Raw genomic sequence first — 15,172 nt, forward strand, 5'->3', positions numbered from 1 at the left:
GAAGACACTCAGAGAATCACCACGAGGGAGCACTCAGAACTGCAGCCCCCAGGAGTCGATCTTCCCGGTGTCCCGTGCCGCGTTGTCGCTCACCCGCAGCTTCCACGTCCCATTGGCCGTCTCCGACGACGCGTTCACCGAGTACGTGGTGTTGATGTCGTCCGAACTGCCGCCCGTTCCATAGCCCTTCAGCGTGTACGCGCTGCCGTCGGGTGCGATCAGCTGCACCTGGAGGTCACCCACGTAGGTGTGCTTGATGGCGACCGGGACGCTCAGGGCGGCGGGGGCGGAGCCCGGGACGCCGCTCACGGTGACCGGCGATTCGACGGTGGCGTTGTCGTTGATCGCGTAGTCGGTCGTGTTCTCGAACTTGGGGCCCGGCGGGTTGGTCGAGCCGGGACCCACGTTCAGGAGGCGGTTGGGCGAGCCCGAGCCGGGGCTGGTGACGACGCCCGTCGAGGCCGCGCTGACCAGCGCCGCGGACACCTGTGCCGGGGTCGCCGCACGGTTGTCCGCGAGGTAGAGCGCCGCGGCGCCCGCGGTGTGCGGGGACGCCATCGAGGTACCGGAGATCGTGTTCGTCGCGGTGTCGCTGCTGTTCCAGGTCGAGGTGATGGACGAGCCCGGCGCGAACAGGTCCAGGACGCTGCCGAAGTTGGAGTAGCTCGCCTTGGCGTCTGTGCTCGTGGTGGCGCCGACCGTGATGGCCTCGCTCACGCGCGCGGGAGAGCGCGTGGAGGCGTTGACGGATTCGTTGCCGGCCGCGACCGCGAAGGTGATGCCGGACGCGACGGCGTTGCGTACGGCCGCGTCCAGGGCGCTGTCGGCGCCGCCGCCGAGCGACATGTTCGCGACGGCGGGCTTCACCGCGTTCTGGGTGACCCAGTCGATGCCGGCGACGACCTGCGCGGTGGTCCCGGAGCCCTGGTTGTTCAGGACGCGCACGCCGACGATCTTCGCCTTCTTGGCCACGCCGTGCAGGGTTCCGGCGACGGTGCCCGCGACGTGCGTGCCGTGGCCGTGGCCGTCCTGCGCGGTGTTGTCGTTGTCGATGGCGTCGTAGCCGTAGGAGGCGCGGCCGCCGAAGTCGCTGTGGCTGATGCGGACCCCGGTGTCGATGACGTACGCCGTGACGCCCTCACCGGCGGAGTCCGGATAGGTGTACGAGTTGTTCAGCGGGAGGGTCTTCTGGTCGATGCGGTCCAGGCCCCAGGACGGCGGGTTCGGCTGGGTGGCGTCGACCGTGAACGTCCGGTTCTGCACGACGGACTCGACCGCCGGGTCCGCGGCGAACTTCCTGGCCTCGGCCGCGGAGAGCTCGACCGCGTAGCCGTTGAGCGCCTTCTTGTACGTGCGCTTGATCTCGGCGCCGTACTCCTCGGCCAGCGCCTTGCCCGCCTTGGAGCCCGCCTTCGCGGCGTCCTCGTCGAGGCTGACTATGTAGCTGCCCGGTATCGCGCCGGGGACTCCGGCGTTCTCGACCGTGCCTTCCGCCTGACCCGGCTGTGCGGTTGCCGGGAGGGCGGAGACGAGGCCGAAGGCGAGGGCCGCGACCGCTGTCGCGCTGATCCCGGCCAGTCTTCGACGGGTATGACGCATCACTGCCATCTGAGGGGTCCTCCTCGATAGATGGTGCGCTGGTGGGGGGTGGTGCTGATGGTGCTCACGTGCACGAGGGCAGGCACAGGGAAGGCAGGGGCATGTCAACTTGACGGCGTCAATTCGACGGGCGATCCACCTGCTCTTGCCTCCGTCGGGACGAAAGATTGGCGGACCCATAGGAATCCCACAAGGGTCAGTACCGGACGTAACATGACCGCCACGCACCCGTCATGACACATCCGCCCCAACTGCCCCAACTAGCCTGCGTACATGACAGCATTGCCGGATTGTTTCTGCCCCACTGACGGAACCCGCGTCCCCGCGGGCACGCTCGCGTGGTGCTGCCCCGTCTGCCGTGGCCCGCTCGACCTGGACTTCTCCCCCAATCCCGGGCCTCTGAAGTCGTTGAACGGAAGGGTTAATTCCCTGTGGCGGTACGCGGAGTCCCTGCCGCTGCCCGCGCCCGCTTTCTCGCTCGGCGAGGGCCGCACACCCCTGGTACCGCTGGATGGCGCGATCTCGGCCAAGCTCGACTTCCTGATGCCGACGCTCTCCTTCAAGGACCGCGGCGCGGTCATGCTCGCCGCGCTCGCGCAGCGGCTCGCCCCGGAGCGGGTGATCGCCGACAGCAGCGGCAACGCGGGCACGGCGGTCGCCGCGTACTGCGCGCGGGCCGGACTGCCCTGCACGGTGTACGTCCCCGAGGGCACGTCACCGAAGAAGCTGGAGCAGATCGGGGCGCACGGCGCACGGCTCGAAGTCGTCCCGGGAGACCGCGAGAAGACGGCATGGACGGCCCGGACGGCCGCCGACGAACCGGGCACCTTCTACGCCTCACACGTCCACAACCCCTACTTCCTGCACGGCACCAAGACGTACGTCCTCGAACTCTGGGAGGACCTGGGCGGCCGCCTGCCGGACGCCCTCGTCCTGCCCGTGGGCAACGGCACCCTGCTGCTCGGCGCGGCCCTCGCGGTGCGGGAACTGCACGCGGCGGGCCTGATCGCGAAGGCGCCCACGCTGTACGCCGTGCAGGCCGCCGCGGTCGCCCCGCTGGCCGAGGCCTGGCGTGCGGGAGCCGACGAGCCGCTGGGCAACACCCCTTCGGCGCCCACGCTCGCGGAGGGCATCGCGATCCCGCGCCCGCCCCGGGCACGGCAGATCCTGCGGGCCGTACGCGGTTTCGGCGGCGGCTTCCTGACGGTCACGGAGGACCAGATCCGCAGCGCCCAACGTGACCTGGCGGCAAGGGGGTTGTTCGTCGAGGCGACCGGCGTCGCGTGCTGGGCGGCCGTACGGGACGGCGTGCTCGGCGAGCGGAGCGCCGTGGTGCCGCTGTGCGGGGCGGGCCTGAAATCAGGACTGGCGGACACCTGAGCGAACCATGAACTGAACGCGCACACACGGGAGTTGACGGAGGACGGCCAATGGTCACAGCTCCGCCCGTGAATGGCCGGAGGCCTGCCCTGAGCTGGGCTGTGGCCGTACGCTTGTCGCCACCATCGATTCGTCGGTGCCGCACCATCGATTCACATGAGTGCTGACTGCTGGCTGCTGGTGGCGATCGGGAGGTCACGGGGGTGGAAGGGCGCAGCCCGGCGAGGGTTCGCAACGAACTGGTCGCCGACATCGTCGACGTACTGCAGGATTCGAGCACGGTACGACAGGAGAACAGCGCCGACATCTGGGTGCGCATGCTGAGCGACGAGCTGGCGTCTCCCGTGGAGCCCCTGCGCAACGGCGCGCTGCGGCCCTGGCTGCTGCAGCTGGTGGAGCACTGCTCGCAGGCCCCTGACGGCCTCACGAGTCTGGTGCGCTGCCTGCAGTATCTGGAGCAGCAGTCTTCCGCCATTCTGGCGCTGCGGCGGCTGGTGGACGAGTGGGAGGCCGTGGAGTTCTTCGACGGCGCCGACCTGCACCCCCTGCAGCCGATCCTGCGGGACATGCGCTCGTCCGCCGGACTCGCCACGCTCGCCCGGCGTGCCAGCCGCTCACGCACCCAGGAATTGCCCGCGTGGTGCGACACGGGATGGGCAGTCTTCCTACGACTGGCCGGCGACAACACCGCCGCGAAGGAACTCCCCGTCAGCATGGCGTTCCTGGCCCTGGCCGCCGAACGGCTCGTGGAGGACGGACAGATGGAGGCTGCGGAGGACCTGCGCCGCTGGAACCGTCAGCAGGCCAGGACATGGGGGCTCGAGGAGCAGATCGCCGACTGGCAGCGCAGCGGCATGGCTCAGCAGGCCCCGCCGCCCATGGTGCCCGCCTACCTGATGATCCAGTTCGAGCCCGACGGAGTGGATCCCGACCGCTATTTCCTCTCCCACTGGCGCCAGTCGGACGCCGAGGGCTGGCATCCCGTTCCGGGCGAGACCCTGCATCTGCACCGCGACGACCTGCCGTCCGAGGTCGAGGTCCTCATCGAACAGACCGAGGAACGGTGGGCGGACCTGAGGCAACCGGTCGTCCTGGAATTCATCCTCCCGTGGGAATTGCTGGGGGAGCCCGTGGAGTGGTGGCACAAGGAGTCCTCCTCCTCGTCACCGACTCCCCTGGTGATGGACTACTCGGTTCTGATCCGCAGCTTCGAACGCCTCCGGAAGGCCGCCTGGCACCGCCCCTGGCACAAGAAGTGGCGCCAGCTCAAGGAACAGCCCGCCGACAGCCACGCGTACCTCAACCCTCCCGGCCAGTCGCACTTCCACCTGGAGCGCGAACTGAAGGAGGACGACCACGCGGTCTGTCTGGTGCTGAGCCAGCCACCCGGCACCGACTGCCCGGCCAGCCACCAGGAGTTCATGGCCGGCCTGCGGGCCGGGGTACCCGCGATGATCTGGCACCGCGGCGACTGCGGTGACCCCGCGTTCAAGGAAGCGGTCGCCGAGATGGTCCAGGACAGGGGCCTGTCCAGCCTGGTGGCACGCGCCGGAAATTGGCGCAAGGAGGCTCTGGCGCTCGGCCCCGAGGGCTGGGACAACCACGTGGGACGCCATCTCGCGATCCTGCTCGACGACCCGGAACGCAGACCCGGGCCACCTGGCCCCGACCGTGCGCCGGTGACGAGTTGAACGGGCCCCGCCGCCCACCGGCCCAGGTCCGTGAACCCACCGAGCTGCCCCTGTCCGCCGGGCGCACGCAGTTATGGGCCGGGCGCACGCATGTACGAGCGGGGAGCACCGCGCATTCCGCCGCAGGCACGACTTACCCTGCCGAAGGCGTGACTTCTAGCACGATTTCCGTGCGCCCCGGCCCATGCCGCCGTACCCCCTTGCTTGCAGTGCGGGCGCACTGTCACGCTGCGCTTGTGGATGTCACGCACGCCCGCGCTCTGCGGGACTCCGCACAACTGTCCAGGCCGCCTCGACGCCTTGAGGGCGCATATGCATGACGACGGAGGGCAGCGGGGACCGGCCACGCGGGCACGACGTGAGGCCGCGTCCGTTCTCGGCCGACTCGGCCGCGCCAGGTCCGGCCGGTCCGGCGGACAGGAGCGCGCCGAAGCGGTCCTCGTCCTCGACGGCCACCTGACCATGAAGGTGTGGGACCAGGCGGTCGGCGAACTGGTCGGCGAGCTGAAGCGCGGCGGAGACTTCGCGCGCGTACGGGTCTTACGCCTGCGCGGCACCGACGAGACCGACCCCGCCCGGATCAGCCCCGAGGAACCGCTCGGCGGCATCGCGGACATGCGCCGCGTGATCCTCGTGCTGACCGACGGGCTCGCGGCCGGCTGGCGGTCGGGCGCCGTCCTGCCCCTGCTGCGTGCCTGGGGCCGCACCTGCCCGGTCGCCGTGGTGCACGTCCTCCCCCAGCAGCTGTGGTTCCGCACCGGCCTGGACGTCTCCCGGGTGCGATTGCGTGCCGGTCACCCCTGGGCGGCCAACAGCGAGCTCGACTGGGAGCTGCGCGAGGCCCCGGTCGACTCGCGCGACCCGGACGACCCTGAGGTCGAGGGGGACACCGTCCTCGTGCCGGTCCTCGCCCTGACCAACCGCTGGGCCGAGGCCTGGACCCAGCTCCTCACGGGCCCCGAGCCGCAGTGGCTCGAGATGTCCGCCGTCCGGGCACGGGAGTGGAAGCGCAGGCCCGACGCCGCGCGCGCCCTGCCCTGGACGGACGACGTCCCCGACCCGCGCAGCACGGTGCCCGCCTCGGAGCGCGTGTCGGACTTCCGCGCCGGCGCCTCGCCCACGGCCTTCACGCTGGCGACCCGCTTATCGGCCGTACCCCTCAGCCTCCCCCTCATTTCGAAAGTTCTGGAGACCACGCCGGGAGCGGGCCCGGTGCACGCCTCCGAGCTGCTGATGAGCGGCCTCGTCCGGCCCAGCGGCGAACAGGGCGACGCCGTCACGGACGTGACGTTCTCCTTCGCTCCCGACATTCGCGAGGAGCTGCTGGCACTGGGCCGCCGCAGCGACACGGCAAGGATCCTGTACGACGTACGCGCGTTACTGGCGGCCGAGGGGACGGGAACCCCCTCGCTGCTCCCCTCCCCCGCCGAACCGCTGGACACCCTGGCCATGCCCCGGGTGAACAGCCGGAACATCGACTTCCTGCGCGTGGAACTCGCCGCGCTGAGGGCACTCTCCGGACGTTTCATGCAGCGCGCCGCCCTGCTGGCAGGGGTACTTGGCTGGCACGATCGTCGATACGCAGTCAGCCTGGAGAAAAGCGGTCAAACCCCCGTCTCTCGGCCCCATCGTGAAGGAGCATTGGTGATGTCGACTACGCCCCAGCAAACGATCGAGGGGGACCGCACATCACTGCCGCGCGTTTGGGGAAACCTGCCGCCCCGCAACCCGAACTTCACCGGCCGCGCGGAGCTGCTCGAACTGCTCGGCGAGCGTCTGCGGGAAGGCACCACCACGGTGCTGCCCGAGGCGATCCACGGCATGGGCGGCGTGGGCAAGACCCAGCTCGCCATCGAGTACGCGTATCGCCACCAGGGTGAGTACGACATCGTCTGGTGGATTCCCTCCGAGCGGCCGGGTCAGATCGGTCAGGCGCTCGTGGAGCTGGCCGGCCGCCTGGGCCTGGAGACCAGCACCGAGGCGAACATCGCGGGCCCCGCGGTGCGTGAGGCACTGCGCGAGGGCCGGCCGTACTCGCGCTGGCTGCTGATCTTCGACAACGCCGACAACCCCGAGCAGGTACGCCACTACTTCCCCACCGGGGGCAACGGCACGATCCTGGTCACCTCCCGCAACCGGCGGTGGGGACTGGTCGGCGGCTCACTCGAAGTGGACGTCTTCACCCGCGAGGAGAGCAAGGAACTCCTGCGCCACTCCGGGCCGCCCCTCCAGGAGGAAGAGGCGGACCGTCTCGCCGAGGCGCTCGGAGACCTGCCGCTGGCTCTGGAGCAGGCCGCCGCGTGGCGTGCGGAGACGGGCATGCCCGCCTCGGAGTATCTGCGCCTCTTCGAGAACAAGCGGACCGAACTCCTGGAGACGTCCCCTCCCCCGGACTACCAACTGCCGGTCGCGGCCGCGTGGAACGTCTCCCTCGACCACCTGGAGACCCGCAGCCCCTCGGCCCTGCGTCTGCTGCAGCTCTGCTCGTACTTCGCCCCGGACCCGATCTCCCGGTCCATCTTCTCCGGCCTGGGCAACAGCAGCATCTTCCCCGAGCTCGACGCGACGCTGAACGACCCGATGCGGCTCGCGCGCGCCATAAGGGAAGTGAACCGCTACTCCCTCGCCCGCATCGACCACCGTACGAACTCCATCGAGATGCACCGCCTCGTACAGCTCGTCCTGAACAACCGCATGTCCCCCGAGGAACAGGCCCGGATGCGGCACGGGGCGCACACCCTGCTGGCCGCCGCCGACCCCAAGTCGCCGGTGTCCCCGGCCAACTGGCCCAAGTACGCGGAGCTCTACAGCCACGTCATCGCGTCCGACGCGGTCAAGTCGGACCAGCCCTGGGTGCGCCAGCTCGTCCTGAACGTCGCCCTGTACCTCTACCACTGGGGCGACCACGACGTGGCGCTCGACTTCTCCGAGCGGGCCTGGGCGACCTGGCGGGACGTCTTCGGCGAGGAAGACCAGATGACGCTCATCATGGGGCAGAAGCTGGGCTTCTTCTACTGGGCCGTCGGCCGCCACCGCGAGGCGGCTGCCCTGGTCGCCGAGATCAGGGCGGTCTACGAGCGCACGGCCCCGCCCGACCGTGAGGACTCACGGGAGGACGCCCTGGACGCGATCAACCTCGAGGCCGCCGTGCGCCGTGTCGAGGGGGACTTCGCCCGCGGTGCGGAACTGGACGCGACGGTGTACGAGCGGGCCCGCAGGGCCTTCGGCGAAGAGGACCCGACCACCCTCAACACCGCCCACAACCTCGCGGTGAGCCTGCGCCTGATGGGCGAGTACCGCCAGGCGTACGAACTCGACCAGCAGACCCTGGCGTTGAAGCTGCGCGTCCTCGGCCAGGACCACCAGCAGACGCTGCACACCGAGCTGAACGTCGCCATCGACATGCGCGAGACAGGGGACTACGTCGGCGCGCGTGCCCGCCACGAAGCCGTGATGATGGCCTATCGCGAGGTCTTCGGCCGCGGGAACCCCGCCGCCATCGGCACGGTGCGCCAGCTCAGCGAGGCCTGCCGCAAGGAGGGCGACCACGCCAAGTCCCTCGAGATGGCACTCGACGCCAGCTCACGCTTCACCCGCAGGTACGGCGACAACCACCCTCAGTCGCTCTCCGCCGCCCTGACGCTGTCCATCGCCCTGCGCGAGAACGGCGACCTCCAGGCGGCACGCGAGCGGGGCGTCAAGGCCTGCCAGGGGTACCGCGAGATCTTCGACCCAAGCCACCCGCACGTGCTGTCCGCCGACATCGACCTCGCGGTGACGCTGCGTCTGCTCGGTCAGCCCGACGAGGCGCGCCGGCTCGACGAAGCGGCCCTCTCCTCGCTCACCGAACGGCTCGGCCCCGCCCACCCCATCGCGCTGGCCTGCGCCATCAACCTGGCCAGCGACATGGCCGCGCTCGGCGACCACGACGCGGCGCGGGTGCTCGGTGAGGCGACCCTCGAGCGCTGCCGTGCCACCCTCGGCGAGGACCACCCCACCACGCTGGCCTGCGCCCTGAACCTGGCGATGGACCTCGTGGCGGTGGGCGAGGAGACGGACGGCAACACCTTGCGGGCCGACACGATCGCGCGGATGGAGCGCGTGCTCGACGAGCCCCGGCTCCGCTCGGAGAACGCCGCCGCGCACCCGGCCACCGTCCAGGCCAAGGCAGGACAGCGGGCCAACTGCGACATCGACCCGGTTCCGCTGTAACCGGCCGCGGCGGGGGCCCGCGCCCCCGCCGCGCTAGTCCGGGTCCGGCTCGCCCCGCCCCAGCCATGCGGCAAGCTCCACCGGATCGGCGCCCTGCCCGGTGGCGTGCTCCAGCGCGCTCTGTACGGCGCGGGCCCGTTCCGGGTGGTGGCGCAGCAGGCGGGAGGCGTCCCGGTGCTCGGCGGCCCCGGCCAGGGCCCGGCCAAGACCCGCCCAGGCGGCGAACGCCGGCTCCTTGCCCGCGAGTTGAGTGACGAAGGCATCCCGCGCCCCGCTCAGGTCACCCCGCGCGAGCAGCAGGTCGGCGACGCGGGCCCCCTCGATGTCGCTCGGATCGGCCGCCGGGGCGCCGAGGCGGTAGCGGGCCAGGACGGCGGCCGTGTCCAGGTAGCGGGTGTCCGCGACCGGTACGAGACCGGGCGGCGCCGCGAGCGCGGCAGGAGGCCGTGCGTCCCCCCGCCGCCAGGCCCGTACGGCGTCCTCCACGGCCGCGGCGGGCGGCCGCAGGTGGTGGGCCCGCCAGCGGGCGCGGTGGTCGGCCGCCACCTCCTGCGCCAGCGCCAGTTCGGCGGGCGGCACCGGCTCGGCCAGCCACTCCCCGCACCTCTCGCGCAGCGCACCGAGGAGCCGTCGCCCCAGGGAGGTCAGGCGGTCGTGGCTGTGGACGAGCTCCACGGTGGCCGACACCTGGGCGCGCCAGAGGGCGAACTCGAAGTGGGCCATCGGGGCGTACGCGGCATCGGCCGCATGCCGGTGGACGGACCAGAAGCGGGCCACCCCGGCGAAGGCGTAGATCCCCTGGAGCAGCCCGCCCAGCGGCCGCGGATCGTCCCGCCAGGGGGCGTAGAAGAGCTGCTCGGGCGCCCCCGGCGGGGCCGCCGGCTCGCTCAGCGGCCCCAGGTGGATCAGACCGCCCAGCTTGGTGTGCTGGAACTCGTGCACCAGTGTCGCGGCGAGCTGTGCCACGTCGTCGGGCCGCGACGCCATGACGCCGCCGAACGCGTCCCCGGCCGTGACGCTGTGCGGCCGGTATCTCTCCCTGGCCGGCGTGGGCGCGAGCGACATCAGGCCGACGCGCATCGCCTCCGCGCTCTGAGGCTCGTCGCGCCGCAGGATCTCCCACGCCTCGGTGAGCATGTCCTGCCAGGTCCGCGCCTCCTCGGCGGACAGGAGGCGGGGCGGGCTCGGGTGCGGGAAGGTTCGATAGGGGTCCAGCTCGTCGAGCAGCAGGAGCTTCCCGGGCCCTGCCGGCTCCAGCTCCACGCGGCGCACCGCGTGCCAGCCCGGCCCCTCGCGGGACCACTCGGGCCCGGCCGTCACCGCCTCCCGGCCCGCGGTGATCCGCAGCCGCCCCTCGCGCGCATCGACCCGGGCCGTGCCCCACGGCTCGGCCGCGTCCGCGAGGACCGCGCATCCCAGGGTGGGCAGCGGCACCCGGCCGTGGCGTACCGGGACGGTGAGGGAGAAGTCGAGGCCCGCCCGGGCGGCAGCGGCGGCGGCCAGTGCCGACAGGTGCCCGGCGACCACCCACAGGGGCGCGTCCTCGTAGGCCGTCGCGCCGCGCAGCCTGCGCAGGGCGAGCGACAGCCACATGCCGGTGTGCGGGCACATCAAGGTGTCCTCGAAGGCCCGGGGCGCGTGCTGTTGGGTGCGCACGAGCAGCGTCCAGGCCGCCCGGTGCGACATGGGGTCCGTCCCCGCGGGCTGCGGCGGGTCGCCCTCGCCCAGGCTGTCGGCGAGGGCCCGCACCAGCAGCAGACGGCGGCTGCGCTCGGCGATGAGGAGTTCCTCCACCGCCGCGACGCCGCCCTCGCCCCGCGCGAGAGCGAGCACACTCGGCGCCGAGAGCCGGTGGAACGCCAGACCTGCCGTCGCCGTGCGCCCGTCCGGCATGGACGCCCCACTCCTATCCGACATGGTCGCTCCACGGCGCGGTGCCGGCCGCGGCCGTGTCAGTCGAAGCGGGAGGGGCTGTACGACATGGTGACGGCGCGGGCGTCGTCGATGTGGCGCAGCAGGGGTTCGAGCGACCCCGCGATGGCACTGCCGTCCATGGAGAGCAGCGCTTCAAGAGAAACCCCCGAGAGATCTACGAGATCGGACTCGACGGCAGGCATCGATTGCTCCACGGCTGCCAAGTCCCCCTCCGTGATTCCGTGCATGCGCCATCCCTTTCCCCCTCATGATGACCCAGCACGGCACGCTGCGAAACCCCGCATCCGAGCCGTGCCCGACATCAAGTCAGCAGTAACGCTTGGCCAGTTGAGCTGCCTCACGGTCGACGACCGCCACTTCCGTGGACTGCCCCTCCAGGAGCCGGACGGTCTCCAGGAGCTGATCGAGTGTGCCCCGATAGCGGAGGCAGGTGTGGACGATGCCGTAAATGTCCATCCTGAGTCTGGGGTCCCGCGGCCGGTTCGCGGCGATCTCCCCGTCGATGCCGGCAAGCACCAGAGCCAGGCTGCCCGGGTCCTTCAGGGACGGAAGTGCCGTCAACGCGTCGACCAGTGGCATGAGTTCACGCAAGGGCAGGTCAGGGGGGAGATTCGCCAGGCTGGGGGGCGCCGTCGGCCCCTCCGGTTCCGCTGCGGAAGTGAGCCCTCCGGGCAGCGGCAGGCCCGCGTCCTCGTGCAGGCGTTGCAACTCGGCGAAGGACAGTGCGCCGTACCAGTGCTCCACCCGGCCCGCCGCGAGCCGGCCCAGGCCGTCCGAGCGGTGGTGGGCACTGATCACACCGACGACGGCACCTCCCGACCAGACCACGGCGCCGGACATCCCCTCCCAGGGCGAGCGCTCCGGCTCGGGGTCCGCGCGCGGCGCGAGAACGGCCAGTTCGAGTGTGCCCTCGCGGCGATTGGACAGGGCCGAGACGGTCCCCGACACATGGCAGGAGTCGCGGTACTGGCTGGGGGCGCCGTCGTCCAGGAGGCGCATCCTGTCGTCCCGCAGCTTGAAACGGGGAAAGCCCATCGCGCTGACGGTGAGCACCGCATCGGACTCGGGCACGATGCCGTAGCGGGGACTGTCGACGGCCGAGCACCGCTCGGGCGGCTCGGTCGTGATCTCAAGGAGCGCCAGGTCCACCGCCTCGACGAGCAGCACGACGCGTACGTCGGCACCCCACTCCCCCGGCAGATCGGCGTCGAAGCGCACCCGCAACGACGTCACCGGCCCCGCGACCACGTGAGCGGCCGTCAGCACGGACCTGTCCCCCACGCGATATCCGGACCCGCGCCGTCCGGGCGCTCCGCCCGGCCTCTCCACCAGCACCTCGGCGACCCGCGCCGCCTCAAGACCCGCTGCCGCCGGCATGGTGGCCTGGCTCAGCGTTCGCGTGCGGTCCGGTCACCGCTGACCCAGGGCCGCTGATCGGTGTCGCGGACGCGGGGTTCCAGGCTGAGGGTGACGCGATGGGTGGTGCTGTGCGCCTGCTGGCCGGAGGCACCTGCCTCGACGACCCAGAAACGGATCCTGCCGTCCGCACCGGCGGACCGCTGTACGGCGAACTCCGCCTCCAGCTGTACGGGGCCCAGCTCGAAGCGCAGCGTGTCGTCCCCTGCGTCCTGCGCCGCGGCCATGGCGGCGGCGAGCTCCCCACGTAACTGCGCGATCATCTCGGCGAGTTCAATCACGCCGGGCCTCTACCCCCGTCGTGTCGCCCCCACACCGTGGAGGCGACACGACGAGAGCCGAAGGGGGCCGGCCGGCACGACGGCGGCCGGCCCCTGAGGCAAGATCAGCCGTTGCCCTGGCCGTTGCCCGAGAGGACCGGGATGTCGGACAGGATGTGCGACAGCGGCTCGTCGCCCTTGGCCTGCGTGGAGTTCTCGGTGCACTGCTGGTTCTGCGGCGCCGACAGGATCGGGATGTCCTGGACTCCGACGTTCACGAGCGCGACGATCGACTGGACGTTCGCCTTGACCGGGATGCCGAGGCAGGGCTTGTTCAGCGTGCCCTGGACGAGCGTGAGCTGGGGGCTCTGGTTGCCCTTGGTCGCGGAGTTGCCGAACGCCGTCTCGGCGCCGTTGCCGCTGAGCGACGTGGTGCCTCGGTCGTCACCGATCGCCAGGGCCTGGGGGGCCATCCCTGCCGAGATTCCGGCGACGGAGGCGGCAATGGCCGCGGATGCCCACAGCTTGTTCATTTTGATTCCCTTCAGGAGCGGGCTCCCTTGGCAGAGCCGCATGATGATCAACTGTCTGACACGGTGATGGTTGCGACGTTCGACCCGGTTGGCGTAGTAATCAGAGCACCGTCAACGGCATTCCAGGGTGTCGCCGCGGACGGTCGCCGGGCTCCCGAACCGCGGTGGATCGCTCAGCCTGGCCTGCGAGTCGGGGGCCGTGAGGGGCTGGTCCCGCTTGAGGGCCGTGAAGACCTTGCCGGCCTTCGCCCGGTCCCACCGGAGTGAGCCGTTCTCGCTGAAGCCGCTGACCGGCACCGTGGTGAACTCCATGGACGACGCCGGGACTCTGCCGAGCTCCGTCGCGAGCTGCAGGATCTGCTCGGTGCTGAACCCCCGGTCGACCGACGCCGCGCCGGCCAGCGCCCGGCCGAGCTGCGCCGCCTTGACCGGGTCGGCCAGGACATTCCCCGTACGTACGGCGTGCATCGCGGCGATCAGGAAGCGCTGCTGGCGCTGGATCCGCCCGAAGTCGGCGCTGCTGTCCACGTGCCGGGAGCGGACGTACTGCAGGGACCGGCCGCCGTTGAGCAGGTGACTGCCGGGTGCGAGGTCGAGCTTCGTCGTCTTGTCCTTGAGGGGGCGGGGTGTGCAGACCCGCACGCCGCCCACTGTGTTGACGCTGTCGATGAAGCGCCGGAAGTCGAGCTGCAGATACCGGTCGACGCGCACGCCGGTCATCGCCTCGACCGTCCGCACCGACAGCGCGGGACCGCCCTGCGCGTAGGCGCCGTTGATCTTCCCCGGGTGCGCCGGACGTACCTGCCCGGTGGCCTTGTCGCGGTGCGCCGGGATGTCGGCGTAGGAGTCCCTGGGGAGGCTGACGACGCTGACGCGGTCCCCCGCCTCGGAGACGTGGACCAGCATGAGCGTGTCCGTGCAGTCACAGGCGACCCCGCCCGCGCGGTAATCCCGCTTCTCCTTGCGCGTGATGGTGTCGCGGCCGTCCGTCCCCATCAGGAGGATATTCGTACCGCTTCCCTCGTTCGGTCGATTCTTCATGTCGCCGAAGACATCGACGCGTTGAACAGGGAGCGGCAGCGCCGTGGCATTTCCCATCGCAATGGTGACGCCGATCAGAAGGGCCCCCGGAACGGCGACCCGCAGTTTTCGCGTGCGCCGGGCTCCGGTCGGTGAGTGGAAGTGAGTGCGCAAGCTGGACTCCGCTGCGGGGGAACCGGGACGAAGAAACGGTAAACCGCTCTACGCCACCGCTGAGCACGAGAGTTCACGGCACGCAGGAACAACAACTCGTTCGCCCTAAGCTGTTCGGTTTCCCTGGATTCCACATCTGGAACAGATGGTCCGACACACGCCCGTCGATGGCGAGGGAACATGGCTGACTTCAAGCATCAATGGAAGCGGCAGGGCCTCATCCCGGTGAGCAGGAATTCTCCGGAAAGCCGCGTCGATGACCCCATCTTCAAGTCTCTGCAGGCTTCCTGGGAGCGGCAGGGAAAGACCGTTCCGGGCCGCCCGGACCAGGAATGGCAAGCTCTGATGTCACGCGATCACTGGCCCAGGCGCTGACGGCCGCAGGGGCGGCGGAGAGCACGGAACGCGGCAGCGGGCCGCCGGTGAACGGCGGCCCGCTGTGCAGTGCGAGGGGGGTCAGCTGTTGCCCTTGCCGTTGCCCGAGAGCACCGGGATGTCGGACAGGATGTGCGACAGCGGCTCGTCGCCCTTGGCCTGCGTGGAGTTCTCGGTGCACTGCTGGTTCTGCGGCGCCGACAGGATCGGGATGTCCTGGACTCCGACGTTCACGAGCGCGACGAGCGACTGGAGGTTCGCCTTGACCGGGAGACCGATGCAGGGCTTGTTCAGCGAACCCTGGATCAGCGCCATCTGCGGGCTCATGTTGCCGTACGTGGCGGAGTTGCCGTACGCCTGCTGGGCGCCGTTGCCGCTGAGCGACGTGGTGCCGTGGTCGTCACCGATCGCCATGGCCGACGGAGCCGCGACGGCCGACATGCCGACGACGGAGACGGCAACCGCGGCTGCAGCCATACCCTTCTTAATCACAAGTAATTCCCTTCTGGAGAAACCCCGTTCGCCGGAGCGCTCTGATTAACTCCACGCCCTGCGCATGGTTGCTCCGTTTCACTCT

Annotated in this window: 11 protein-coding genes; 3 read left to right on the forward strand and 8 right to left on the reverse strand. The window is 70.7% G+C overall.

The features are described 5' to 3' along the window. Positions 1-33: 33 nt before the first annotated feature. The gene (locus ACWD02_RS09645; protein ID WP_451206705.1) at positions 34-1,608 is read right to left on the reverse strand and encodes a S8 family peptidase; all 1,575 of its coding nucleotides are present in this window, start codon (positions 1,606-1,608) and stop codon (positions 34-36) included. A gap of 264 nt (positions 1,609-1,872) precedes the next feature. Here ACWD02_RS09645 and ACWD02_RS09650 point away from each other — a divergent pair, with 264 nt between their 5' ends. From ACWD02_RS09650 to fxsT, 3 genes are all read left to right on the forward strand, one after another. Then, positions 1,873-2,979 carry a threonine synthase gene (locus ACWD02_RS09650; RefSeq protein WP_451206707.1) on the forward strand — a complete coding sequence of 369 codons (1,107 nt, stop codon included), beginning with the start codon at positions 1,873-1,875 and terminating at the stop codon, positions 2,977-2,979. Between the two features lie 203 nt (positions 2,980-3,182). Then, complete coding sequence (locus ACWD02_RS09655; protein WP_451206710.1) at positions 3,183-4,670, forward strand: VMAP-C domain-containing protein; 1,488 nt, start codon at positions 3,183-3,185, stop codon at positions 4,668-4,670. A 312-nt stretch (positions 4,671-4,982) separates the two neighbouring features. Continuing rightward, on the forward strand, positions 4,983-8,882 hold the full coding sequence (fxsT, locus tag ACWD02_RS09660) for an FxSxx-COOH system tetratricopeptide repeat protein (protein WP_451206712.1): 3,900 nt from the start codon (positions 4,983-4,985) through the stop codon (positions 8,880-8,882). A 33-nt stretch (positions 8,883-8,915) separates the two neighbouring features. Here fxsT and ACWD02_RS09665 read toward each other — a convergent pair whose 3' ends face one another. From ACWD02_RS09665 to ACWD02_RS09695, 7 genes are all read right to left on the reverse strand, one after another. Further along, on the reverse strand, positions 8,916-10,799 hold the full coding sequence (locus tag ACWD02_RS09665) for an HEXXH motif domain-containing protein (protein WP_451206715.1): 1,884 nt from the start codon (positions 10,797-10,799) through the stop codon (positions 8,916-8,918). A gap of 35 nt (positions 10,800-10,834) precedes the next feature. Next, positions 10,835-11,044 carry a hypothetical protein gene (locus ACWD02_RS09670; RefSeq protein WP_363209049.1) on the reverse strand — a complete coding sequence of 70 codons (210 nt, stop codon included), beginning with the start codon at positions 11,042-11,044 and terminating at the stop codon, positions 10,835-10,837. A 79-nt stretch (positions 11,045-11,123) separates the two neighbouring features. Continuing rightward, positions 11,124-12,194, reverse strand: coding sequence for an effector-associated domain 2-containing protein (locus tag ACWD02_RS09675; protein ID WP_451206718.1), 1,071 nt, complete (start codon positions 12,192-12,194; stop codon positions 11,124-11,126). An 11-nt stretch (positions 12,195-12,205) separates the two neighbouring features. After that, entirely contained in the window at positions 12,206-12,514 is a 309-nt protein-coding gene (locus ACWD02_RS09680; RefSeq protein WP_451206719.1) for a trypco2 family protein, read from the reverse strand. Between the two features lie 104 nt (positions 12,515-12,618). Continuing rightward, positions 12,619-13,026, reverse strand: a complete 408-nt coding sequence (locus ACWD02_RS09685; RefSeq protein WP_451206722.1) for a rodlin — start codon at positions 13,024-13,026, stop codon at positions 12,619-12,621. 111 nt (positions 13,027-13,137) lie between these two features. Continuing rightward, positions 13,138-14,067: an LCP family protein gene (locus ACWD02_RS09690; protein ID WP_451206725.1), complete on the reverse strand. Its 930-nt coding sequence runs from the start codon at positions 14,065-14,067 to the stop codon at positions 13,138-13,140. 609 nt (positions 14,068-14,676) lie between these two features. Then, entirely contained in the window at positions 14,677-15,087 is a 411-nt protein-coding gene (locus tag ACWD02_RS09695; RefSeq protein WP_451206728.1) for a rodlin, read from the reverse strand. Between the last annotated feature and the right edge of the window lie 85 nt (positions 15,088-15,172).

This window comes from Streptomyces sp. NPDC002853, from assembly GCF_053591915.1.

Excerpts from the sequence above, each read along its gene's own strand:
- ACWD02_RS09645 (WP_451206705.1), bottom strand. The coding sequence starts at position 1,608 with ATGGCAGTGATGCGTCATACCCGTCGAAGACTGGCCGGGATCAGCGCG.
- ACWD02_RS09650 (WP_451206707.1), top strand. The coding sequence starts at position 1,873 with ATGACAGCATTGCCGGATTGTTTCTGCCCCACTGACGGAACCCGCGTC.
- fxsT (WP_451206712.1), top strand. The coding sequence starts at position 4,983 with ATGCATGACGACGGAGGGCAGCGGGGACCGGCCACGCGGGCACGACGT.
- ACWD02_RS09665 (WP_451206715.1), bottom strand. The coding sequence starts at position 10,799 with ATGTCGGATAGGAGTGGGGCGTCCATGCCGGACGGGCGCACGGCGACG.
- ACWD02_RS09670 (WP_363209049.1), bottom strand. The coding sequence starts at position 11,044 with ATGCACGGAATCACGGAGGGGGACTTGGCAGCCGTGGAGCAATCGATG.
- ACWD02_RS09675 (WP_451206718.1), bottom strand. The coding sequence starts at position 12,194 with ATGCCGGCGGCAGCGGGTCTTGAGGCGGCGCGGGTCGCCGAGGTGCTG.
- ACWD02_RS09685 (WP_451206722.1), bottom strand. The coding sequence starts at position 13,026 with ATGAACAAGCTGTGGGCATCCGCGGCCATTGCCGCCTCCGTCGCCGGA.
- ACWD02_RS09690 (WP_451206725.1), bottom strand. The coding sequence starts at position 14,067 with ATGAAGAATCGACCGAACGAGGGAAGCGGTACGAATATCCTCCTGATG.